Genomic DNA, 23827 nt, shown 5'->3' with positions numbered 1-23827 from the left:
GTACCTTAAAACCTCTACAAATACACATTACAGTTAGGTAAAGCCTTTTTTATTCTATTTTTTTCTGCGTTAGAAAAGTTGTTATTTAATGCTATAAGTGTTCTTAAATTTTCTAGCTTTTCTAAATTTTCTGGTAGTTGAGATAGTTTATTGTTACTTAGTACTAAGGTTTCTAGTGTACTTACATTTGTAAGTTCTTCTGGTAAATTCTGCAATTCGTTATCGTTTAAAAATAAAGATTTTAAACTCGTATAATTTAACAAGCTAGAAGAAAGCTTTTTTAATTGATTATGTTCTAAACTTAGTTCTTCTAACTTTTTTAAACTAAGCCAATTTTCATTTAGCTCATTAAATTGGTTAAAACCTAAATGCAATACTCTTAAGTTTTTGAGCTTATTTATTTCTTTAGGTAAGTAACTAAGCTGATTATTATCTAACTCTAATACCTCTAGATTACTACATTCACTCAAATCTTTAGGTATGTTGGTTAATAGATTTAAAGAGAGATATAAATTTTTAAGTTTATTTAGTTTTTTAATTTCAGGGGGAAGAGTTGCTATATTATTATTTGCTAAATCTAAATTTTGTAATGCCTTTAAATTTTTTATCTCTCTTGGCAGATAAGATAAAGAGTTAGACTTTAAGTTTAAATTATTTAAAGTTTTTAGTCTAAAAATATCTTTATTCCAGGTAGATAAGTTATTACCCATTAGGTTTAGAAACTGCAATTTCTTTAATTTAATAATCTCTTTAGATACAGAAAATAAAGATTGATCTCTTAAATTTAATTGCGTGGCATTTTTATCTTGCATTGCTTCTGCAACAGAAAAATAAACAGGCTCTCTTAAAGGATTAGGGTTTTGAGCTTTAGCAACAATTGCATTAAATAATAAGGCTAAGCTTACTAAACGCAGTAAAATTTTATGTTTTTTCATAAATTCAAAAATAAAAAAGACCGGTAATAACTTACCGGTCTTTTATTTAAGTTATTGTTACCAACAATTATTTTGTTGTTAATACTTTATAACTTCCTGTTTTACCATCTACAGTAACTTTTACTATTAATACTTGATTGTTTTGTATTGAAGTAGAAAGATCTAAGTTAATAGGCTGGTTGCTTACTGTTAAGTTTTGAATATTTTGAACTCTACGTCCTAATAAATCATACACCTCAACACTTACTTCATTACCTTCTTTTATAGAAATATATAAGTTTCCTTGTGTAGGGTTAGGGTATAGTGAAATATTGTTCTTTAAAGTTTCATCTACACTTAAAGTAGTTACTTCAATGTAATCAACTTTTTCTAATTCATTAGTACCAGCAACATTAGAAGTTTCTAAGGTTACAGCAAAAACACCTTCTGTATCATAAGTTACTACTGGGTTTGGTACGTTAGATGTACTTGGCGTACCACCTGTAAATGTCCAATTCCAAGTATCTGGATTATTAGTACTTAAATCAGAAAAAGTAACACTTTGCCCTTTTTCTACTTGTACTACATCTGCAGAAAAATCTGTTACAGGAGCTTGAACTCCTAAATTTTCATTTAAAGCAAATACAATAGTTGAAGATTGATCAAAAGTTACATTATTAAATGTAGCATCTAATTGCGCTGTATTACTTCCGTTTGGATGTTGTACAGAAAAGAAACCAAATTTATAATCTGGAGAAAAAGTTAACCCTGTTGGCTCTGACCCTATTGGCATAGAAGCAAAAAGATCTACGTGAGGGTTTGCTTGTGTGTGGTCTGGTCTTACCACCCATATGTAGTTATTACCACCATCTTGTAATACCCAAAGGTTTCCTTTATCATCAAAAGTTAGGTTATCATTACCTGATCCCCAAGCTTCATTAAATACTCCATTAGCCGTAGTTATATCATAACTAGTACCTCCAACAAAAGTTTCAAAATCTTTCACTCCAGTTCCGTCTTCAGTAAAACGGTAAGTTCTAGATTTTCCTTTTGCAGCAAAATAAATTTGACCTGTAAGTGGATTAATTTCTGCATCTTCTACTCCATTAAAGTTTGTACCTCCTAAAGCTGCAGCATTTGCAGGCATATTGTTTCTGTCTGCTTGAGTTGTATTTGGTACTTGTACCCACTGCCCTGTAGTAGATGTTGGATCGTTACCTGATAATGGTGAATCTAAAACTAATACGTAAACAGTACCAGAAGTTAAATCTCCAGGAGTATCCATAACATATTTATACATACAATCTGTACCACCATCTTCACCATAGTAAGCTGTAGTACTGTCATCTGTAATTACAACATTTTCGTGTTGCATTCTTCCCATTGCCCAAAGTTTTTCTTGACCATTCCCATAGTCCATAACTTGTGCTGTAACAGGATCTATTTCTACTAACCAACCTACATCTTCGTAACCATCATTATTATTATCTCCTGTATTTGAAGATTCTTCTGCTGTTACCACTGTACCCCAAGGCGTAATTCCTCCTGAACAGTTTCTCGTAGTTGTTTCTAAAAAAGTATTATATAAATCTACAGGCTGACTGTTAGTTAGCGTCCATAAACTTGTACTACTATTAAAGTTTAAATCTACTATAGAAACTCCACCTGGAGTATTTTCATGATTTACAGCTAAATAACCATTAGTACTACTACCAGCAATTGGCACATAACCTGTAAAGTCATTATTACCTGGTACGGTACCAGAACCATCTAAGTAAGCGTCTCCTTGCTTAAATATTAATTGAAATCTATGATCGTCTGATATAATTAAGTTAGAAGTTTGCGCTGTTGGCTCTATAGAAGTAAAACATCCTATGTGAGCAGTAGTACAATCAAATGTAGAGTAGTCTACCTCTAAAGACATATCAAATCTTAAATCTGAGCTTCCTGCGGTTGCTTGGTGTAACTCTACCGCTATTACATTGTCTCCGTCTTGTAATAAATTAGTTACTTGGTTTGCATTCCAAGTAGTTTCATCAGACCCTGCAACTGTTGAAGAAGCATAAGTATTATATGCAACAGTACCAGAAGGCATATTTAAACGAAAAGCCTCTTGACCGTTTACGTATACTATAACTCCATCATCTTTTTGTGTTTGAAAGTTAAGATTAGAAATTAAAGAAGCATCTACAATGTTAACGTGCTTTCTAAAATAATAAGTCGTGGTTTTATTAGAAGAGTCTGTACCGTAATTTAAAGTAGTAGTTTCTGCACCATCACCGTAACCTAAAACAGCATTACCTTGTTGCCAAGTTGCATCTGCATAAGATAAGTCTTTCCAAGTTGTACCTAAATCTGAACCAGAATCATCATACAACCAAGTATCTCCAGAATAGATTAAATAATTAGAAACCGTAGAAGGTTTATCTAACGATGTATTGTTGGCTAAAGCCAAGTTAATACATACAACACTAAGTAAAAATACCAATAAGGAATTTTTTTTCATAAGTAAAAGTAATTAAGGGGTTAAAAATTTTTACTCAAAAATAATTTTGAAGTAAGAAGAGAACACTCTTTTAACTTTAAGCTTATTTTAGTAAAAAGTTACCTAGATTACCTTAGCCTTACATAAACATCATGAAGTTGAATTTAATGTTAAATTCAGTTATAATATACAGTTTTTGCCTTATTTATTTTTATTTTAAATAGCAAATTAAGTAAATATTTAAATAATTTTATAAAAAAAGAGCGTGTAGTCTATACATGCTCTTTTTGTAATTATATATAAATAGTTATAATTTTTTAGCTCAACTCTTCTGTAGCAGAAGGTATTTCTTTTAATTTAACATCTGCTGAGAACTCTTGGTATTTACTTTTTAAGGCAGACTTGGTGTGCGTAAACCAAGCTTGAAAAAGTAATCGTAATACTTGAAATAATTCAACTATACTTTTAAATACTAAAACTAAAATTTTGTTTTTTTTCATTTGGTAAAATATTAGTGATTTATATTTCTTGTAAAAAAATAAAAAGCAACTGTTTCAAAAAATTGAAACAATTGCTTTTGGTTTTACTTTAAGTCTGTAAAATTCATGAGCGTAATATATATTTACTCTACTATTTTTTTAAAACTTTAAAGGTTTTACTATATCCGTCTTTATTCACTATTAAAATTAATAAATTATTGTTCAATAAAGCCGAAGATAAATCCACCTCAATAGAATTATTACCACGAATAATAGTATTAATTTTGTAGGTTCTTCCCAATAAATCATAAACTTCAACAAAAATATTTTGAGTATCTAAAAGTCCTGTAATAATTACATTACTAGAAGTTGGGTTAGGATATAAACTTAAATTACTAAGTGTAAAATCATCTTGTGCAAGTGTACTATCTCCCCAAGCTAAGTAATAAAAACCTGTTTCAATTGGCATCTGGTTAAAGCTTGCAATGTTCCCACTTACTGTTGCTTGGCTTGCTATACTTAAACTAGAACCTATTGTATCTTGTTTTACTAAATAAAATTCTTGGGTAAGTTGACTAATAGAGTCGTAAACTGTATTACTTAAAGTCTCTTCTAGGTCTAAATTAAGTGAAGTGTATTGTAAGTTGAGTGGATCTATTTGCCAGCCTCCTTCTAAATAATTTACATCTACATAATTAGGTACTGTACCTATTGCAGTACTGTTACTTTTACCTATTACCATGTTGTTAATATAACTAGTAATTACATCTACCGTTTCTAAACCATTGTTAGTTATCATACTATTTTTACTCCATTGACCAACTACTTTAGTTTGAAAGTCTTGATTAATGGGTGAAACAGGTGAAGTAGCAAAACTTAATGTTGCGCCATCTAAAGTAATATCATAAGCCTCGCTTCCTTTGTCTTCTAAGAGAGTGATATCTGTAGTAGAGGTCTCAAAATCGTAATAAATAGCTAAATCTTGCTCTGTTCCTGTTAATGGGTAATGCATGTTTTCTTTTATTTCTATAGGAGTTAATGCTCGTTTCCATATTCTTAATTCATCCATTTCAGCATCTATGTCACTACCGTAACTTGGGCTATCACCTATACCTAAGCCCCAACTATTAGGTACATATTCTACAAATGGATTACCTGCTACATAGGCTCCGTTTAAATAGTATTTAATTGAATCATTTTTAACGGCAGTAACTGTTACATGATTCCATTCTCCCACATTCCAAATATCACCTTGATTAGAAATTGCATTCCATCCACTACCATTTGTTCCTGCTACAATATTTAATTGATTACTACTTGGATACTCAAAAGAAATACCTGTTGTATTATTATTTACCCGTCCATTACTTGCTAGAACTTTATAATTATTTCCTGGATCTGAATTTAATTTTGCCCAAAATTGAATTGTAAAATCTTCTGCTAATACTGTATTTATAATATTTCCTTCTATAGCCATATTTTGACTACCTGGCATATTTAATACTTCTCCTCTTAAAGATGTTACTTCAGCTAAATCCATTATTTCTTGATCAGAAATAAGTCTAGCATATAGATTAAATTCATCTAAAAGTCCTTCAAAATTTTCTCCTATTCTTAAATTTCCGAATGCTTGTTTAGATGAGGCTACATCACTAAAGCTTTCAATTAGAAAACCATTGTAGTATAACGATAAAACTCTTTGTACATTATCATACTTCCAAGTAACAAAAGACCAGTTATTTTCTACTATATAAAATTGACTTGTCTTAGTAATTTGCGAGTTATGATCTTCATAATATAAATTTCCGTTAGCAGTAATCCCAAAGGATAATCCTCTATTATTTTCTTGGTTAGAAAATAAAACTGAATTATTTAATTGACTAGGATTAACCCAAAATGATAAGCTAAATGATTTATCATGTAGTTTTAAACTTTGTGCTTGGTCAATTTCAATTGAAGAGGTTGCCATAAGCTCTAATGCCTCGTTAGCTTCGTTATCTCTATTGTTTGCAAAAGAAATATTTGAAGAAGTGATAGTATGATTAAAAAGTGAATTATCTTCAAGAGTATTTTCTATTGGCAATGCTAAATTGTGAGCATCACTATTTTGACTAGTTAACATATCTTCATGAATTATTTCTTGAAAATACGCTTGCCCATCTAAACCTACATATTCAACTTTCATTCTACGGTCTCCTACATCACCAAAAACGTTTACTCTTAAATAAGTTTGTTTTACTCCTTGTAATATTGTTTCTTGTCCGTAATTAACATAGTAATTACCATTACCTACATCTGAGTTTAAGTTTCCAGAAAGTACATCTATTAATGGGTATTTTACATCGCCATCACGTACCATAAACATTTGTTCATGAACATCTGCACTAAATGAGATTAAACCATTAATATTATTATCTGATACATATTCAATCAACTCTGTTGCTTGAGCTGTATTACAAAAATTTCTACCTCCGCAATTTCTTTTAAAAGAAGGAGTACCATTAATTAATACTTTAAAAGTTGCTGTAGAGTTTAATAAAGAAGTTTTTAACCAATCTAATTGATCTGGACCTAAATGTTGTTGTGTACCATCACGGTAACTACGGTTATCTAATAAAAAATATTCTACATCTTTATATTGATATGAAGAATATAAACCTTGCCCTTCTGCTGTACTTTTATATTCTGGATTTGGCCACCAATCCATAAAAATTTCACGAGTTTCATTTATGGTAGGCATATTTTTATCAAACTCATTAGGACCTAAATCGTGGTTATCTGTAATTGCTAATTGAGGCATTGCTACTAAAAGACTATCATGATAATCTCTTTGGAAACGATAACGATCAAAAGCCATATCTTTGTTTGCCCAATCATCTACGCCGTTTGGACATTGACCATTTGCATGCTGTAAACCTAATAAATAAGTAGCATCCCCTAACCAAACCATCATATCACTTCCTTCTTCTGCCATTTTATTAAAAATAGTAGGACTTCCATTAAAGTGATATGCAGATTCGGGTAAATCTATACAACGAGTTAAGTCATAAATTCTACCACAACCACCAGATAAAAACTCAAAATCTGTAACATTATCTTGATCTATAACTATAGACGTTTCTCTATCTGCAACTACAGTAGAATTTGCTAATAACTTAGCCGTATAAGTATCTGCACTAGTTAAGTTAGTAAACTCGTAAGATCTAAGGTTATACCCCAATCTAGTATCATTATTGTAAACTGTACCAGTAAGTGCTGTTGTAGGTGTATTATTGTTAGCAAAAGAAAGAGTTAACGTTTCTCCTGATCCTGTATTGTTTTTGGTTAATACCCAAACACGTATTGAATTATTGTAGACAGGACTAAACATAGGTCCGTATACAATAGAATCTCCTGGTATGGTAATTTGAGCTTGAGAAGAAAAACCAAAGAGACTAATAATAAAGAGACTGAAATAAAATAATTTTTGATTCACAACTAAATGTTTTGATTAGATTAATTAATATTTCGTCAAAGTTATTTTATAAGCAAACTGTTATCTCTTTTTATGATTTAAGCAATGTTTAAAGAAAGGTTATCTATATTAACTAATGTTCAATTTAAAGTTAATTACCTTATGTAATATTTAATTAATAATGCCTTAGCACTAGCTAAATCTATATTCAATGAGGTTACATTAAAATCACATGAAAAATCCAACAAATATCAATATAACACATAACTAGGTTAATATTGCATTGCTTAAAGCTTTAAGCAAAATATTTTAGTAGTTTTTGGTACTTAAAGATTTTATGAAACTAATCAAGTCTTTTTTCTCTCTATTTGTCAACTCTAAAGGATCTGGGGCTAATGTTTGGTTAGGTAACTCATTAATCAATCCCATTCCAGATGCACCTCCTTTATCATAGAAATCTATAACCTCTTCTAAAGTAGAGTAGCTACCATTATGAAAATACGGGGCTGTATAGTTTGCTTCTCTTACAGTTGTAGTTTTAAAAGAATGCTTGTAAATAGATAATTTATCTTCATAAATTCCATTCTCATACCTTCCTAAATCTTTATCTATTTCCAAAACATTTGGAGAAGTTAAAACGCCGATTACTTCACTTTCATTCTCTTGAAATAATGGAGGAACTAAACCACTAAAAGTTGGTGGAAAATGGCAAGTAGCACATGCCGCTTTACCCATAAATAAATTAAATCCACGCTTAACAAAAACCGAAATATTAGATTTTTCTCCTCTCACATACTGATCAAAAGGAGTATTAAAAGAGCGTAAAGAAATTACGTATGATGAAAGCGCTTTAGAAAATTGATACCGATTAATTTTTTGCTCTGGAAAAACTTCTGAAAATAAATTTATATAATCACTATTATTTTCTAACTTCTCTGTAATTACCTTAAAATTAGTATTATACTCTAAATGATTATCTATTACGTGCCCTACTTGGTCTTCTAAATCATGCGCTCTTAAATCATAAAAAAAGCGATCAGAAAATACTGCATTTATTAAACTCGGTGAATTTCGTTTTACTGTTTCTCCTTCTAGATTAGCGAAAGATTTTACTTTCCCATCTGTAAATGCTAATTCTGGTTGGTGACAAGACGCACAACTTAAATTTTCATTTTTACTTAAACCATCGTCATAAAAAAGTTTTTTACCTAAATTTCTTAACTCTGCAGAGTCCTCTTCCTCCTTTAAAAAACTATAATAGTATGGGTTGAGTAATTCTTCAGAGAAGATAGAAGTACTGTTTGTATTCCATGAAGAAACCTCTCCATATTTGTTTGCAGTCGAAGTCAGGTTTAATTCTTCTTTAATTTCTCCTAATTGAGCATATAATGGATCTACATAATCTTTTAAAAAAGCTAATCTATCAAAAGATTCAAATTCTTGATGTTTTTGTAAATACTCATCAACTAAATAAAATAGACGATCTGTTCTACTTACAGAATTTAAAGAACATTTTTCTTTTAATAAATTTATATAATCTTCTACTCCTTTTAAACTATGTTTAACTTCAGTAATAGCATTTAAAGAACCTGGCGTATCAAAACCAGTCACTCCCATACTAAATACTCTTATCAACTCTAAACGAGAAGCTTCTAAAAGTTCAAAATCATAGAAAAATTTTCTGTTTTTAATATGCTTTTCTAACGGAATATAAAACCTCTGCAACCTAGTTGTTAGCCTTACAATTTTTTGTGAATCTATATTATCTTCAGAAAAAATTAATTCATCTAAAGTCTGTAAACCCTCTGGCGCAGCTACTCTTGGTTTTCCCGAATAATGCCCAAGATCAAGCATATCTAAAGGTAAACTTTTTTTATAAGCTTCTGGCGTCATTACATAATAATCTGGAGCATTTTTTTTTATAGGAAAAGGATCTGGATGCGGTAATGGCGCTCCGTTAATATATGCCTGTATATGCTTTGGGTAGTAATACGTTAAAACTCCTTCTGCTCTTTTAAAGGCATAACGAGTAACTTGTAATTGATTTTGCAGATCTTTTTTAGAAAGTTCTTTTTTCTGAAATTTTTCTGAAATTAAAACTAACAAATCTATCTCTTTAGATAATCGATTGACTTGCTTATAAACAATACTAGAAAAATCTTTTTGGTAAATTTCTTGTTTCGTAAAATTAGAAAGGCAAATACCAAGACTTATTATAAAAACTATAAAAAACCAACAACGTATACTTTTTTTAAAATAAAACATACTATTTTATTGCTGAAGAAATATCTGTGGTTGATTTAAGAAAAGAAATGATTAATTGTTTTTCTTTTTCTGTTAAATCTAAAGGATCTGGAGATAGTGTTTGGTTTTTCACCTCAACCCCCTGGCCTTCTCCTCCTCCTAAATTATAAAACTCTACTACCTCTTCTAATGTAGCATATGCTCCATTATGAAAGTACGGTGCTGTTAAAGCAGAGTTTCTAATAGTAGTGGTTTTAAAAGATTTTTCAAAAATCCAAGCTTCTTCGCTTTCTATTTTGTTAGCTATTCTCCCTTTATCTTTATCTAGTTCTATCTTATTAGGCTTATCTAAAACTCCTAAGATTTCACTTTCTGTGTCGCTAAAGTATGGTGGGACCAAGCCTGAAAAAGTAGGCGCAAAATGGCAAGTAGCGCAAGCAGCTTTGCCCATAAATAAATTAAACCCTTGTTTTGCTTCATCATTTAAAGTATTAGTTTCTTTTCTTATATATTTATCAAAATCACTATTAAAAGAATTTAATGAAAGTACATAGGAGGCTAAAGCTCTAGATAAATTTTCTCTTTGTATGGTAGGCTTACCAAAAACAGTTTCAAATTTATTTTGGTATTTTTTTTCTTGATTAAGCTTATCTAAAATAGAGCTGTACGCTGTATTAAACTCATTAGTATTAAAAATTACGTGCTCTGCTTGTTGCTCTAATGTGTAAGCCCTTAAATCGTAAAAATAACGATCTGAGTATACTGCATTTAACAATGTAGGCGAATTTCTTAAAACTGTTTGCCCTTGTATACTACTCATAGATTTGGCATTACCATCTGTAAAAGCCAATTCTGGTTGATGACAAGATGCACAACTCATTGTCCCGCTATTGCTTAACATAGGGTCGTAAAAAAGAGACTCTCCCAATTGTTTAAGTAACTCACTATCTTCTTCTTTTTGCAGTTCTGTATAGAAATAAGGATTTAAAAAATCTTCAGAAAAAATAGATTCACTTTCAGAGTTCCAAGCAGAAGTGTATGTTAAAAACTCAGGCAATTCATATTTTACACCTCCAAAAGATTTATAAAGCGGATCTATATATTCTCTAAAAAATGTTAGTCTATCAAACTCATTAAAATTTTTATTTTCTTCAACATAAATAATTGCATTTTTTAATTTTTGCTGAATGAATTCAAAATCTTTTTTAGCAAATAATTTTTTATTTTCTTGGCTAAATTGAAGCATCCCTTCTAAGGCTGATTTTGCTTCTGGTATAGCGTTTAAAGAACCTGGTGTATCAAAACCAGTTATCCCCATGCTAAATATTCTTACCAGCTGTAATCTTAATACTGGTATTAATTCTTTTTTATTAATTTCTTGATTTGCTAAACTACTATACAAAATCCCGTAGGTATTTCTAAGTTTTGTTGCTATAGATGATATCTGTGTTTTTTCTTCTTCTGGGTTTTCTGCAAAAGCTAATTCATCTAAAACTTGTAAACCCTCTGGCGGCAAAACATTTGGTGAAGTACCTGTTCTTTCAATATGTAGAAGTGGTGCTCCGTTAATATGACTGTTTACATATTCGTGAAACTGAAAATCTAAGTAAAATTCAATTTTTTTATAAGCTAATCTTGTAGTTAAAACAGCGTTTCTTAACGAGTCTTTTTCTACAGTACCTGCTTGAAAACCTCTTCCTATTTTTTGTAATAAAATAACTTCTTTATTAAATTCTTCTGCAGCTTTTTTAATATAATTGGCGTTGTAATAGTACTCTTCTTTAGTGGGTTGAAAAGAAAAAAGTGTGATAAATACTGTAACTAGTAAAGTTAACAGTACAAGCATTTTAAAAGGTTTAGTAAGCATTAAGTCTAATTTTCTAAAGGTTAACAAACTTAATTGGCACATATTACCTTTTTAGCATTTTAAGTTTAAGAAAAGATTAAAACATACACCCTTTTTCATTTTACATTAAACATTAATTTAACTCACTCAATACTTAATATCTCGTTCCATTGGGTGGTAAAACGAGGGCTTCTTTCATTTTTTATCAATTCCCAATCTTTTACTTTTCTAGTATCCATTAAAGCTGGAGTTAAAGTAGTTTTTCCAAATTTCTGGTTAATACGGTCAAATGCTTCCATTAATCCAACTTTTTCATCTGCAGTGGCAAATAAATTAGTTTGTACATACTCTTTAGGTACAATTCCGCTCAAGCAAACCCCTACTTTTTTATAGCGATAACCTGGTTTAAAAATTTTATGTAAAGCTTTTTTTCCCTCTGCGTTTAAAATAAAAGTATTATTGGTTGGTACTTCTAAGGTTACGGTAATACTATTGTGGTATTGCTTATCACGTTCACTATGGTAATTGGTTTGTAAAAATATTTGCAAATAATTAGCACAACAATTTTGATTTCTTAAAACCTCACTCACTTCATTAATATAATAAGAGCAAGCTTCTTCTATTAAACTAAGTTTGGTAAGTTTTTTACCAAATGATTTTGCGGTACCTATTGCTTTTTTAGGTTTAGGCGCACGCTCTAATGGCAAACAACTTTCTCCTTGCAGCTCTCGCCATGTGCGCTCTCCAATCACAGTCATTTCTTTTCTTACCCAGTGTAAAGGCAATTGTGTAAAATCAAAAGCAGAATTTCTTCCTGTTTCTTGAATGCGTTTTGCGTGTTTTTTACCAATACCCCAAACATCTTTTACTTTTGCCCAGTGTAATGTATCTATTCTTTTTTCTTCTGTATCAATTACAAAAACATGATGATTACTTTCTTCTTTTTTAGCACGTCTATTTGCTAATTTAGCTAGTACTTTGGTAGGTGCAATACCAACTCCCACCGGTATGCCGGTATATTTATAAATTCTTTCTTTTATCTTGTGACCATATGCTACTAGATCTACGTGAGTTAACCCAGTAAGATCTATAAAAGATTCATCTATGCTATAAATTTCTACTAACGGAGAAAATTCTTTTAAAATACGCATTACCCTGTCAGACATTTCTCCATATAATGTATAATTAGAAGAAAAAAAAGTAACTCCGTTTTTTATTAATAAATCTTTAATTTTAAAAGCAGGCTCAAACATAGGTATGTGTGTTAAAGCTTTTGCTTCTTTATTGGCTGCAATAATACAACCATCGTTATTACTCAATACTACCACAGGTTTACCTCGTAAATCTGGTCTAAATACTTGCTCACAAGAGGCATAAAAACTATTACAATCTACTAAAGCTATCATAGCGCATGTATTGCATAAGTGACTACTCCCCAAAGCTCAAAAAAATCTTCTCCCATATTTTTACGTTCTTCTTCCGTAGGAAATTTCATCACCTCAAACGCTCCATCTTTAATTACTAAGGCTATTTTTCCGCGTACAAACTCCATCGAGCGGTCTATTACTAACACATCATTTTTATAAACTCCTAAATGCTCCCAAGCACTACCTGCAATACGCACATAAAAAGTAGCTTCGGTATTTTTTACCAGTACTTCAGATAAATCTATAGTACGCTCTAAATAGTGCGTGGCTGGACTAGGGAAACCTGTTTGCATAGATACTTCTGCTCGGTGTTTTGGTTGCTTTCGTTTTATCTTTCCAAATTCTGTTACTTCCATTTTTCAAAATTAGGAAATAATCCTATCAAAAGGAAAATATCCATTAAGTAATTTTAATTATTTATTTCTTATCTTCGTATTCGTGAAATTTTTTCAAAAAATAACAGCAATTTTAATGGCATTTTTAGTGCTATTTTCTACTTCTGCCTTTGCAGTGAGTATGCATTATTGCGGAAAAAATTTAGTAGATTATTCACTTTCTCAAAAAGCAGCTTCTTGCGGAATGGAAACTGCACAGGTGCAAAAAGAAGTTAATTCTAACCACTACAGTTTTCAAAAAAAAGGATGCTGCACCAATAAAAAGATTACTAAACAACAAGACGAGGTAAACAGTAACCCACAATTACAACTAGAACAACAAGTTTTTGTAGCTACTTTTTTTTATACCTATACACTACTTTTTAAAGAAGAGAAAACACAAAAAGTACCTCATCAAAACTATACTCCTCCCCTGCTCGTCTACGATTTGCTCTTGCTAGACAATACTTTTTTGATTTAAAACCATAATGGCGCAACCCAAAGGGTCGGGCTATTCGCTATATCTTTTTTGCTCATTATAATAAAATTTTACAAAAAAATTAAAAGCAAAAAAGGATGCCGCTACTATCCCTTGCGCAAACACCTTCTTTTAGAAATTATCTTTTTTACAAGTAAATTATTACTTATAAAAACAATTCAATTTCAACCTTTGTTTTATTTCAATTTCATCAAAATCACTAAAAATTATGCTCAATAAAGGCATCAAATTTTTAATCTATAATAAAATTGTAGCACTATTGCTGCTCATTCTCTTTTTAGGTTGGGGACTCACTAATTCTCCCTTTCAGCAAGATGTAGCATTTTTACCTCATAATCCGGTAGCAGTAGATGCTATTCCTGATATTGGAGACAACCAACAAATTATTTTCACAAAATGGGAAGGTCGCTCTCCACAAGATATAGAAGACCAAATTACCTACCCACTTACCACTTCTCTTCTAGGCATACCTGGTGTAAAAACCATTAGAAGTTCTTCTATGTTTGGTTTCTCTAGTATTTATATCATTTTTGAAGAAGAAACAGAGTTTTACTGGAGTAGAAGTAGAATTTTAGAAAAACTAAACTCTTTACCCGCCAACTTACTTCCGCAGGGAGTAAACCCAACTTTAGGTCCAGATGCTACAGGACTCGGACAAATATTTTGGTACACCTTAGAAGGTAGAGATAAAGACGGTAATGTAACTGGAGGTTGGGATTTACAAGAGCTACGTAGCGTTCAAGATTATTACGTAAAATATGCTCTTTCTGGAGCTAGTGGAGTTTCTGAAGTTGCTTCTATTGGTGGTTACGTTCAAGAATATCAAATTGATGTAAATCCTGAAAAAATGCGACAATACCATATTAGCTTGCCGCAAATTGTAAACGCAGTGAAGGCAAGCAATAGAGATATTGGAGCGCAAACTCTAGAAATTAATCAAGTAGAGTATCTTGTTCGTGGTTTGGGTTATATAAAATCTATAGAAGATATTGAAAATGCAGTAATCACTTCTGCAAATTATACTTCATTGCGCATAAAAGATATTGCTAAAGTACAATTAGGGCCAGAAACTAGACGTGGTATTTTAGATAAAGAAGGTGCAGAAGTGGTAGGCGGTGTAGTAGTAGCTCGTTATGGCGCCAACCCAATGGAGGTAATTACTAATGTAAAAGCTCAAATAGAGAAAATTAGCCTAGGTTTGCCTTCTAAAGTTTTAAAAGACGGAAGAACTTCTCAGCTTACCGTAGTTCCTTTTTACGATCGTACGCAGCTAATACAAGAAACTTTAGGCACGCTACAAGAAGCATTAACCATGGAAATTTTAATTACTATTTTAGTAATTATCATTATGGTATTTAACCTTCGGGCTTCACTATTAATATCTGGTTTATTACCTGTAGCGGTGCTCATGGTATTTATTGCCATGAAGTTTTTTCACGTTACTGCTAATATTGTAGCACTTTCTGGTATTGCCATTGCCATTGGTACTATGGTAGATATGGGGGTAATTCTTTCAGAAAATATTATTCAGCATTTAGAGAAAGCTAAAAAGTCGTTTTCTACTAACAAAATTGTTTACCAAGCTACTTCTGAAGTTTCTGGTGCTATTTTAACTGCTGTACTCACTACTATTATTAGTTTTATACCTGTTTTTACTATGACAGGAGCTGAGGGGAAACTTTTTCGTCCCTTAGCATTTACCAAAACAATGGCATTGGTAGCCTCATTAATTGTGGCTTTATTTCTTATTCCGCCATTTGCTGCTGTACTTTTTAAAAAGAGAAAAATTCAAAAAACTACCCGTTATCTAATAAATACTGTATGGATACTTATTGGGCTAGTAGCATGTATTTTTGGTTATTATTTAGGTTTGGTTATAGTAGCCTTTGGGGTTGTGCAACTTCTTCTATTTAAAAATATTATTTCTACAGCAAAAGCTAATATTATTCATATTCTAATTTCTGTATTAGTTATTGTGTATTTTCTAGCTACGTATTGGAGGCCACTGGGTATTGCCCACCACCTTTCTATCAATTATATTTTTGTGGCTTTAATTGTGTTTGTAATTTTAGGTGGGTTTATGCTTTTTAAAAAATATTACACTAAAATTTTAACGTGGACGCTTCAGTATAAATTACTCTTTTTAAGTTTACCATTAGCGCTAGTTATTTTTGGATTTTTAATTATGAAAAATACAGGCAAAGAGTTTATGCCTTCTCTTAACGAGGGTTCTTTTTTACTTATGCCTACTTCTCTACCCCATGCAGGTATTCAAGAAAACAAACGTATTTTACAACAATTAGACATGGCGGTGGCTACAATTCCTGAAATTGAAACAGTAGTAGGAAAAGCAGGAAGAATAGAGTCTGCGTTAGATCCTGCACCTCTTTCTATGTATGAAAATATTATTCAGTACAAAACAGAATATGCTTTAAATACAAAAGGAGAAAAACAGCGTTTTCAAGTAAATAAAGATGGATATTTTGTATTAAAAGATGGAAGTTTGATAGCAAACCCTAATCAAATTACTTCGTCTAAAACAGAAAATGTATCAACTTCTATCAAGGTAGATAGCTCTTTACTTATTGCTGATGAAAATGGGGAATACTACCGAAATTGGCGACCAGAAATTAAATCTCCAGATGATATTTGGAATGAAATTATTAAAGTTACCAAACTACCAGGAATCACTTCTGCCCCTAAGTTACAACCTATTGAAACACGACTTCTTATGCTACAAACTGGAATGCGTGCACCTATGGGTATAAAAGTACAAGGCCAGAATTTAAAAGATATAGAAGCTTTTGGCCTTCAACTAGAAAACATCTTAAAAGAAGTAAAAGGCGTAAAAAAAGAGGCTGTTTTTGCAGATAGAATTGTAGGTAAACCTTATTTGCTAATAGATATAAAACGCGAAAAATTAGTACGCTACGGTATTACAATTAATGAGGTTCAGCAAATTTTAGAAGTTGCTGTGGGCGGAATGCAACTTTCTCAAACGGTAGAAGGCAGAGAACGCTACGGTATTAGAGTACGTTATCCACGTGAATTAAGAGACAGCCCTAAAGACTTAAATAATATATACATTCCTGTAGCTAATGGAAATCCTATTCCGTTAAGTGAAGTAGCAGAAATTAAATATCAAAAAGGTCCGCAAGCTATTAAAAGTGAAAATACGTTTTTGGTAGGTTATGTGCTCTTTGATAAATTAGATGTTTTTGCAGAGGTAAATGTAGTAGAAAACGCTCAGCAATTTATTCAGCAGCAAATAAAAGAAGGTAATTTAAAAGTACCTAGTGGAATTAATTATGAGTTTACAGGAAATTATGAAAATCAGCTTCGAGCAGAAAAAACATTATCTATTGTCGTACCGCTGTCTTTGTTTATTATTTTTATGATTTTGTATTTTCAGTTTAAATCGGCTACTACCTCATTTATGGTTTTTAGCGGAATTGCAGTAGCTTTTGCAGGTGGCTTTTTTATGATTTGGTTATATGGACAAGAATGGTTTTTAAATATTAATTTGTTTGGAGAAAATCTGCGAGATTTGTTTCAAATAAAAACCGTGAATTTAAGTGTGGCGGTTTGGGTAGGTTTTATTGCTTTATTTGGTATTGCTACAGATGATGGCGTGGTAATGGCTACTTACCTTACACAAACCTTCAAAAAAAATAAACCAGAAAATATAAAACAAGTAAGACAGTCTGTAATAGAAGCTGGGGCTAAAAGAATAAGACCTTGTTTAATGACCACAGCTACTACTCTATTGGCTTTATTACCTATTTTAACTTCTTCTGGTAGAGGTAGTGATATTATGATACCTATGGCAATCCCTAGTTTTGGCGGTATGCTAGTGGCATTAATTACCTTATTTGTAGTACCAGTTTTATTTAGCTGGCGAGAAGAAATAAAAATTAGAAAACAATATAGTTTGTAATGAAAAATAAAATTCAATATAAAAATATACTCAAAATCTCGTATTTTAAATATGCATTTTGCCTAATAGTAACTCTATTTTGTGGATTTTATGGACATGCACAATTATTAGAAAATTACATTAAACAAGCCATAGAAAACAGTCCGCAAGTAAAAGCTGTCGAGCTTAACTATAAAGTTGCAGAAGAAAAAATAAACGAAGCAAATACATTGCCTAATACAGAATTTAGCGCAGGGTATTTTGTGAGTGAACCAGAAACTAAAACAGGACCACAAAAAGCAAAAGTCTCTATTCACCAAATGATGCCTTGGTTTGGTACTATTACCGCTAGAGAAAATTATAGTTCTTCTTTGGCAGATGCCGCTTATGTAGATATTGTTATTACCAAACGGCAATTAGCAATGCAGGTTACCCAAACTTATTACCAACTATACGCTCTAAAAACAAAACAAAAAATTCTACAACAAAACATAGACTTACTAAAAACTTATGAAGATTTAGCTTTAAACGCAGTAGAAGTAAATAAAGCTTCTGCAGTAGATGTACTAAAACTTCAAATTAGACAAAATGAAATTAATGAACAAAAAGAGTTACTAATGGGTGATGAGTTTGCTACAGAAAGTAAATTTAACAACCTACTCAACCAAGAAGAACAACCTATAATGGTAGAAGACTCTATTACTATTTTAGAAGAAGAGCCTTTTTTAACTATGAATGATTTAGAATTACACCCAGAGTTAGAAAAATATGACCAGCTCTATCTTTCTATAAAACAATCTACAAAATTAAACTCTGCAGAGTCGTTACCAAACATTGGTTTTGGTTTAGATTATATTGCCGTACAAAAGTTACCAAACGAAACTTTTAACGATAATGGTAAAGATGTTTTTATGCCAACCGTTTCTGTTTCTATTCCTATTTTTAATCAACAATATAAATCTGCTAACCGCCAATTAAAAATCCAACAAGAAGAATTAAAATTAAAAAAAGAAAACCGAAAAAATGAATTAGACTCCAGATTAAAAGATGCTATACAGCAAAGAATTTCTGCAAGAATTAGTTATAATGCACAACAAAAAAATATAACACAAGCAAAAAATGCAGAAGAAATATTACTAAAACAATATGAAACCAGTACTCTTAATTTTAGAGATGTTTTAGATATTCAAGAATTACAACTAAAGTTTCAATTAAAACAAATTGAAGCCATTAAAAACTATTATTTACAAACTGCTATTATTAATTATTTAAGTAACTAAATTATGAAAAAAACAATTTTATGTTTAAGCCTTATCGCTCTAAGTTTTACTGCATGTAAAAACGAAGCTAAGACAGATGAAAATAAAGAAGAAAAGGTACAAGTGGAAGAAAAAGAAGAAAACACAGAGAATTTACCTCTTGCTTTTACTTCTGAAAAACAATACGAAATTGCTAGACTATACCTAGATTTAAAAGAAGCATTAACCAACGAAGACAGTTACGCTTCTAAAAAAATATCTGAGATAATAGTAATTAAGTTTAACGATACAAAAGAAGAAGAAAACAAAAAAATAGCGCAAACTATAGTAGACAACGAAGAGAATATTGAAGCCCAAAGAGAGGCTTTTTATCAGCTAAGTACCAATTTGGCTCCTGCCTTTGAAAAAAATATTACTGGCGGTAAACTTTACAAACAATATTGCCCAATGGCTTTTGATGGTAAAGGTGCGTTTTGGTTTTCTTCAGAAAAAGAAATCATGAATCCTTATTTTGGAGATAAAATGCTAAAATGCGGAGAAGTACAAGATATTATTAAGTAAAAAAACACATTATGAACTCCTTTTTTAAACAATGGGGTGAAGCAGCTAATACCTCTCTCGGATTTTTCTGGATGGCATTATGGGCTTTTATCCTTGGGTATATAATTAGTAGTATGATACAAGTTTTTGTAACCGAAAAACGGATGCAAAAATCTATGGGTAAAAATGAAGGCAAAAGTATACTGTTAGGTACATTTTTTGGTTTCATAAGCAGTTCGTGCAGTTTTGCTGCACTTGCCTCTACTAAATCTATATTTAAAAAAGGAGCTAGTTTTGTTTCTTCTATCGCATTTCTCTTAGCTTCTACTAATCTAGTGATAGAGTTAGGTATTATTATTTCTATCTTTTTAGGTTGGCAATTTGTTGTAGGAGAATATCTTGGCGGAATTTTATTAATACTTATTTCTTGGGCATTAATACGCATTATTAATCCGAAAAAACTCATTGAAAATGCTCGCAAAAAGTTAGAAAATGAAGAAAATGATACCTCCAACAATTCTAAAAATTGGAAACAACAGATAAAAAAAGAAGAAAGTTGGGCACGAGTAGGTAAAAAATATAAAATGGAATGGCAAATGGTCTGGAAAGATGTAACCGTTGGTTTTACTATTGCCGGTATTGTTGCCGCTTTTGTACCCGACTCTTTTTTTCAAACTTTATTTATAAATAGTGGTCCAGAAAATACAGATTTTACGTTTATAGAAATTTTAGAGCATACTATTGTTGGTCCCGTAGCGGCATTTTTAACTTTTATTGGTTCTATGGGAAACATTCCTCTAGCGGCATTATTATTTAGTAAAGGGGTTAGTTTTGCAGGAGTAATAGCATTTATCTTTAGTGATTTAGTAGTTTTTCCGGTATTACGCATTAATGCAAAATATTACGGATGGAAAATGTCTTTATTTATAGTTTTTCTATTATTTACAGCTTTAATTGGCGCCTCATTAATATTACATTACACTTTTGATTTATTTAGTATTCTTCCCAACCCCTCTCAAGTTAAAATTCAAAATCAAGAATATTTTAAAGTTAATTATACTCTGTTTTTAAACCTATGCTTTCTTGGTATTTCTGGCTTCCTAATTTACTTAGGCTTCTTTAAAAAGAAAGATATAGACTACTCTATGAGTGAAATGGCACCAAAGAGTGAATTACTAGAAACGATTTTAAAATATACAGCATTTATCTGTTACCTTTGGTTGGCAGGAGGATTGACTGTAAAATACTTTTTCTAAAAAATGAAACAAGAATTTTACATTAAAAATATGGTATGTGACCGCTGTAAAATGGTGGTGAAACAAATTGCCGAAGCTGGTAATGCTATGGCAGAAAATATTCAGCTAGGCAAAGTTGTACTTCATATAGACGATAATTTTGATAAAAATGAGTTTCAAAAAGAATTAGAAAAAAATGGTTTTGAATTAATTCAAGATCCAGAAATTCAAATTGCAGAAGCTATAAAAACAGAACTTATTTCTTTAGTTGAAAACCACAATTCTACAGAAAATCTATCTTCTTACTTAAGCAAAAGCCTGCATAAAGATTATACTGTTTTAAGCAAAACTTTTAAAAAAATAGAGTCACAAACCATCGAGAAATTCTTTATTAAACTAAAAATTGAAAAGGTAAAAGAATTAATACAGATGAATAAACTTTCGTTTTCTGAAATTGCCTATCAACTAAATTATAACTCTATCCATCATTTATCCAATCAATTTAAAACCGTAACAGGCCTCACCATGAGTGCCTATAAAAATAACCAAGATTGGAATAGAACATCTTTAGATAAAATTGTGTAAACCCTACCTATAATTATGTAAAGCTCTGCTTTATTCTCTGCTTAACTTTGCTTATAAAATAATTTGAGATGAAATATACCTATCATATACACGGAATGTCTTGCGGTGGTTGCCAAAATCACGTAAAACAAACCTTAGCAAAAGTTAACGGAGTTAAAAACGTAGAGGTAAATCTAGAAAAAGCCCAAGCTGAAATTGAAATGGAAAAACATATTCCGTTAAAAAAATTTCAAGAAGCCTTAAAAAATGATGGCGGTAGTTACTCCATTCATCCTCTAGACCAAAAACCTAAACCTAAAAAAAAATCATCTTCTCTTAAAAAACAAGAAAATGGTACAGGGGTTTATTATTGCCCAATGCATTGTGAGGGAGATAAAACTTACTCTCAACCTGGTGATTGCCCAAAATGCGGAATGGATTTGGTAGAAGAAGTTTCTACTGTACCAACCAACACGCAATATACTTGCCCAATGCACCCAGAGGTTATAAAAGACCAACCAGGAGATTGCCCTAAGTGTGGGATGGATTTGGTACCTAAAAAACCAGACCTCTCTGCAGAAGAAAAAACGTATGCTCAATTAAAAAGAAAATTCTGGATAGCTGTTGCTTTTACCTTACCGGTATTTATCATCTCTATGTCAGATATGTTTAATAACAATCCTCTTTACAATATTTTAGATCTAAAGTATTGGAATTGGATTCAGTTAGTATTATCTGTTCCTGTGATTTTTTATGCTACTTGGATGTTTTTTGAACGTGCCTACAAATCCATTATCACTTGGAATTTAAATATGTTTACCCTTATTGGTATTGGGGCTAGTGTTGCTTGGTTGTTTAGTGTGGTATCACTTTTATTTCCTGATATTTTTCCCGCGCAATTTAAAACCGAAAGCGGAACGGTTCACGTTTATTTTGAAGCAGCAACGGTAATTTTAACCCTCGTTTTATTAGGGCAATTAATGGAGGCTCGTGCACACAGTAAAACTAACTCTGCTGTAAAAGAACTAATAAAACTAAGCCCTAATGAAGCTACACGAATTAACGGAGATCTAGAAGAGAAAATTTCTGTTAATCAAATTGAAGTTAGTGATAAATTACGTGTAAAACCAGGAGATAAAATCCCTGTAGATGGAGTAATTATAGAAGGTTCTAGTAGTATAGATGAGTCTATGATTACAGGAGAACCTATTCCTGCAGAAAAAATAGAAGGAGACACAGTAAGTGCTGGTACCATTAATGGCGAGCAAAGTTTTGTAATGAGAGCCGAAAAAGTAGGTAAAGAAACACTACTTTCTCAAATAATAGAAATGGTAAATAAAGCTAGCAGAAGTCAGGCTCCTATTCAAAAAGTAGCCGATAAAATATCTGCTTATTTTGTACCTGTGGTAGTAATTATTTCTATCATTACATTTTTTATTTGGGCCATTTGGGGACCAGAACCTGCGTATGTTTTTGGTTTTGTAAATGCAGTTGCAGTATTAATTATTGCTTGTCCGTGTGCCTTAGGCCTAGCAACACCTATGTCTGTTATGGTTGGTATTGGTAAAGGAGCACAAAACGGAGTGCTAATTAAAAATGCAGAAGCGCTAGAGAAACTTAACCAAATAGATGTACTTATTGTAGATAAAACAGGTACACTTACAGAAGGAAAACCTAAAGTAGAAAAAATAGGTTTTGCTAAAAATTATTCTGAAGAAAAAACACTTCACCTCATTGCTTCTTTAAATCAATACAGTGAACATCCTTTAGCAAAAGCAACACTCAATTATGCTAAAAAAAGAGAGATTAAACTACAAAAAACACAAGATTTTAAAGCAATTACAGGTAAAGGTGTAGAAGGCAAAATAGATAATGAATTGTACTTTTTAGGAAATAAACGTTTAATAGAAGACCATTCTATTAATGTATCTCAAGATTTACAACAAGAAATACTTCAGCAACAAGAAAAAGGTAAAACAGTTTCTTATCTCGCTAATACAAAAGAGGTTTTGGGTTATGTAGTTATTGGAGACCCAATTAAAAAAAGCTCTAAAAAAGCAATACAAGAACTACAACGCAAAAATATTGAAGTAGTTATGCTTACCGGAGATAATAAACAAACTGCCGCAGCAGTAGCTAAAGAGGTAGGTCTTTTGCATTTTAAAGCAAGTATGCTACCTGGTGCCAAACAAGAAGAAGTAAAACGTTTACAAGCAGAAGGTAAAAAAGTAGCAATGGCTGGTGATGGTATTAATGACGCTCCTGCTCTAGCTCAAAGTAATATAGGTATTGCTATGGGTACTGGTACAGATGTTGCTATAGAAAGTGCAGAAGTTACTTTAGTAAAAGGTGACTTACAAGGGATTGTAAAAGCCATACATTTAAGTGAAAAAGTAATTAAGAATATAAAACAGAATTTATTTTTTGCCCTTATTTACAATAGTATTGGGGTTCCTATTGCTGCAGGAATATTATTTCCTTTTTTCGGGATTTTATTATCTCCTATGATTGCAGCTTTAGCAATGAGTTTTAGCTCTGTTTCTGTAATTACCAACGCTCTAAGATTACGTGGAGCTAATATTTAAAACAAG

15 protein-coding genes are annotated in these 23827 nt (G+C 31.4%); 7 read left to right on the top strand and 8 right to left on the bottom strand.

Annotation, left to right across the window (positions count from 1 at the left end; all coding sequences use genetic code 11):
* Window positions 1-14: 14 nt before the first annotated feature.
* The 8 genes from BUC03_RS10835 to BUC03_RS10800 form a co-directional block, all read right to left on the bottom strand.
* Window positions 15-935 (bottom strand): leucine-rich repeat domain-containing protein, encoded by a 921-nt coding sequence (locus tag BUC03_RS10835; protein WP_073151709.1) that lies wholly within the window; start codon window positions 933-935, stop codon window positions 15-17.
* 67 nt (window positions 936-1002) lie between these two features.
* Window positions 1003-3420, bottom strand: a complete 2418-nt coding sequence (locus BUC03_RS15195; protein ID WP_073151706.1) for an alkaline phosphatase PhoX — start codon at window positions 3418-3420, stop codon at window positions 1003-1005.
* A 296-nt stretch (window positions 3421-3716) separates the two neighbouring features.
* Window positions 3717-3899 (bottom strand): hypothetical protein, encoded by a 183-nt coding sequence (locus BUC03_RS10825; protein WP_073151703.1) that lies wholly within the window; start codon window positions 3897-3899, stop codon window positions 3717-3719.
* Window positions 3900-4029: 130 nt separating this feature from the next.
* Window positions 4030-7353: a LamG-like jellyroll fold domain-containing protein gene (locus BUC03_RS10820; protein WP_073151701.1), complete on the bottom strand. Its 3324-nt coding sequence runs from the start codon at window positions 7351-7353 to the stop codon at window positions 4030-4032.
* 288 nt (window positions 7354-7641) lie between these two features.
* Window positions 7642-9597, bottom strand: a complete 1956-nt coding sequence (locus BUC03_RS10815) for a cytochrome-c peroxidase (protein ID WP_073151698.1) — start codon at window positions 9595-9597, stop codon at window positions 7642-7644.
* A 1-nt stretch (window position 9598) separates the two neighbouring features.
* A complete protein-coding gene (locus BUC03_RS10810; RefSeq protein WP_143159181.1) occupies window positions 9599-11485 on the bottom strand; it encodes a cytochrome-c peroxidase in 1887 nt (628 codons plus the stop codon).
* A gap of 80 nt (window positions 11486-11565) precedes the next feature.
* Window positions 11566-12828 carry a Y-family DNA polymerase gene (locus BUC03_RS10805; RefSeq protein WP_073151695.1) on the bottom strand — a complete coding sequence of 421 codons (1263 nt, stop codon included), beginning with the start codon at window positions 12826-12828 and terminating at the stop codon, window positions 11566-11568.
* Window positions 12825-13205, bottom strand: coding sequence for a S24 family peptidase (locus tag BUC03_RS10800; RefSeq protein ID WP_073151692.1), 381 nt, complete (start codon window positions 13203-13205; stop codon window positions 12825-12827). The genes BUC03_RS10805 and BUC03_RS10800 overlap by 4 nt, the downstream gene beginning before the upstream one ends.
* 82 nt (window positions 13206-13287) lie before the next feature.
* On the opposite strand from BUC03_RS10800, the gene BUC03_RS10795 reads away from it, so the two are divergent.
* The 7 genes from BUC03_RS10795 (at window position 13288) to BUC03_RS10765 (ending at window position 23821) form a co-directional block, all read left to right on the top strand.
* The gene (locus tag BUC03_RS10795; RefSeq protein ID WP_084112913.1) at window positions 13288-13704 is read left to right on the top strand and encodes an HYC_CC_PP family protein; all 417 of its coding nucleotides are present in this window, start codon (window positions 13288-13290) and stop codon (window positions 13702-13704) included.
* Between the two features lie 226 nt (window positions 13705-13930).
* Window positions 13931-17659 (top strand): efflux RND transporter permease subunit, encoded by a 3729-nt coding sequence (locus tag BUC03_RS10790; RefSeq protein ID WP_073151689.1) that lies wholly within the window; start codon window positions 13931-13933, stop codon window positions 17657-17659.
* A complete protein-coding gene (locus BUC03_RS10785) occupies window positions 17659-18918 on the top strand; it encodes a TolC family protein (protein WP_084112911.1) in 1260 nt (419 codons plus the stop codon). The genes BUC03_RS10790 and BUC03_RS10785 overlap by 1 nt, the downstream gene beginning before the upstream one ends.
* Before the next feature lie 3 nt (window positions 18919-18921).
* A complete protein-coding gene (locus BUC03_RS10780) occupies window positions 18922-19458 on the top strand; it encodes a DUF3347 domain-containing protein (protein ID WP_073151686.1) in 537 nt (178 codons plus the stop codon).
* An 11-nt stretch (window positions 19459-19469) separates the two neighbouring features.
* The gene (locus BUC03_RS10775; protein ID WP_073151683.1) at window positions 19470-20693 is read left to right on the top strand and encodes a permease; all 1224 of its coding nucleotides are present in this window, start codon (window positions 19470-19472) and stop codon (window positions 20691-20693) included.
* Window positions 20694-20696: 3 nt separating this feature from the next.
* The gene (locus tag BUC03_RS10770) at window positions 20697-21257 is read left to right on the top strand and encodes a helix-turn-helix domain-containing protein (protein WP_073151680.1); all 561 of its coding nucleotides are present in this window, start codon (window positions 20697-20699) and stop codon (window positions 21255-21257) included.
* 68 nt (window positions 21258-21325) lie between these two features.
* Complete coding sequence (locus BUC03_RS10765; protein WP_073151677.1) at window positions 21326-23821, top strand: heavy metal translocating P-type ATPase; 2496 nt, start codon at window positions 21326-21328, stop codon at window positions 23819-23821.
* Window positions 23822-23827 lie beyond the last annotated feature (6 nt).

Origin of the sequence: Mesonia phycicola, from assembly GCF_900141885.1 — a bacterium.
GTDB classification, from domain to species: Bacteria; Bacteroidota; Bacteroidia; order Flavobacteriales; family Flavobacteriaceae; genus Mesonia; species Mesonia phycicola.
The sequence above is the reverse complement of the archived record's forward strand: the minus strand, read 5'-3'. Positions and strand labels throughout refer to the sequence as shown.

What these genes read in the sequence shown, in the direction of transcription:
- BUC03_RS10805 (WP_073151695.1), bottom strand. Translation starts at nt 12,828, where the DNA reads ATGATAGCTTTAGTAGATTGTAATAGTTTTTATGCCTCTTGTGAGCAA.
- BUC03_RS10765 (WP_073151677.1), top strand. Translation starts at nt 21,326, where the DNA reads ATGAAATATACCTATCATATACACGGAATGTCTTGCGGTGGTTGCCAA.
- BUC03_RS10825 (WP_073151703.1), bottom strand. Translation starts at nt 3,899, where the DNA reads ATGAAAAAAAACAAAATTTTAGTTTTAGTATTTAAAAGTATAGTTGAA.
- BUC03_RS10800 (WP_073151692.1), bottom strand. Translation starts at nt 13,205, where the DNA reads ATGGAAGTAACAGAATTTGGAAAGATAAAACGAAAGCAACCAAAACAC.
- BUC03_RS10815 (WP_073151698.1), bottom strand. Translation starts at nt 9,597, where the DNA reads ATGTTTTATTTTAAAAAAAGTATACGTTGTTGGTTTTTTATAGTTTTT.
- BUC03_RS10790 (WP_073151689.1), top strand. Translation starts at nt 13,931, where the DNA reads ATGCTCAATAAAGGCATCAAATTTTTAATCTATAATAAAATTGTAGCA.
- BUC03_RS10785 (WP_084112911.1), top strand. Translation starts at nt 17,659, where the DNA reads ATGAAAAATAAAATTCAATATAAAAATATACTCAAAATCTCGTATTTT.
- BUC03_RS15195 (WP_073151706.1), bottom strand. Translation starts at nt 3,420, where the DNA reads ATGAAAAAAAATTCCTTATTGGTATTTTTACTTAGTGTTGTATGTATT.
- BUC03_RS10770 (WP_073151680.1), top strand. Translation starts at nt 20,697, where the DNA reads ATGAAACAAGAATTTTACATTAAAAATATGGTATGTGACCGCTGTAAA.
- BUC03_RS10780 (WP_073151686.1), top strand. Translation starts at nt 18,922, where the DNA reads ATGAAAAAAACAATTTTATGTTTAAGCCTTATCGCTCTAAGTTTTACT.
- BUC03_RS10775 (WP_073151683.1), top strand. Translation starts at nt 19,470, where the DNA reads ATGAACTCCTTTTTTAAACAATGGGGTGAAGCAGCTAATACCTCTCTC.
- BUC03_RS10835 (WP_073151709.1), bottom strand. Translation starts at nt 935, where the DNA reads ATGAAAAAACATAAAATTTTACTGCGTTTAGTAAGCTTAGCCTTATTA.
- BUC03_RS10810 (WP_143159181.1), bottom strand. Translation starts at nt 11,485, where the DNA reads ATGTGCCAATTAAGTTTGTTAACCTTTAGAAAATTAGACTTAATGCTT.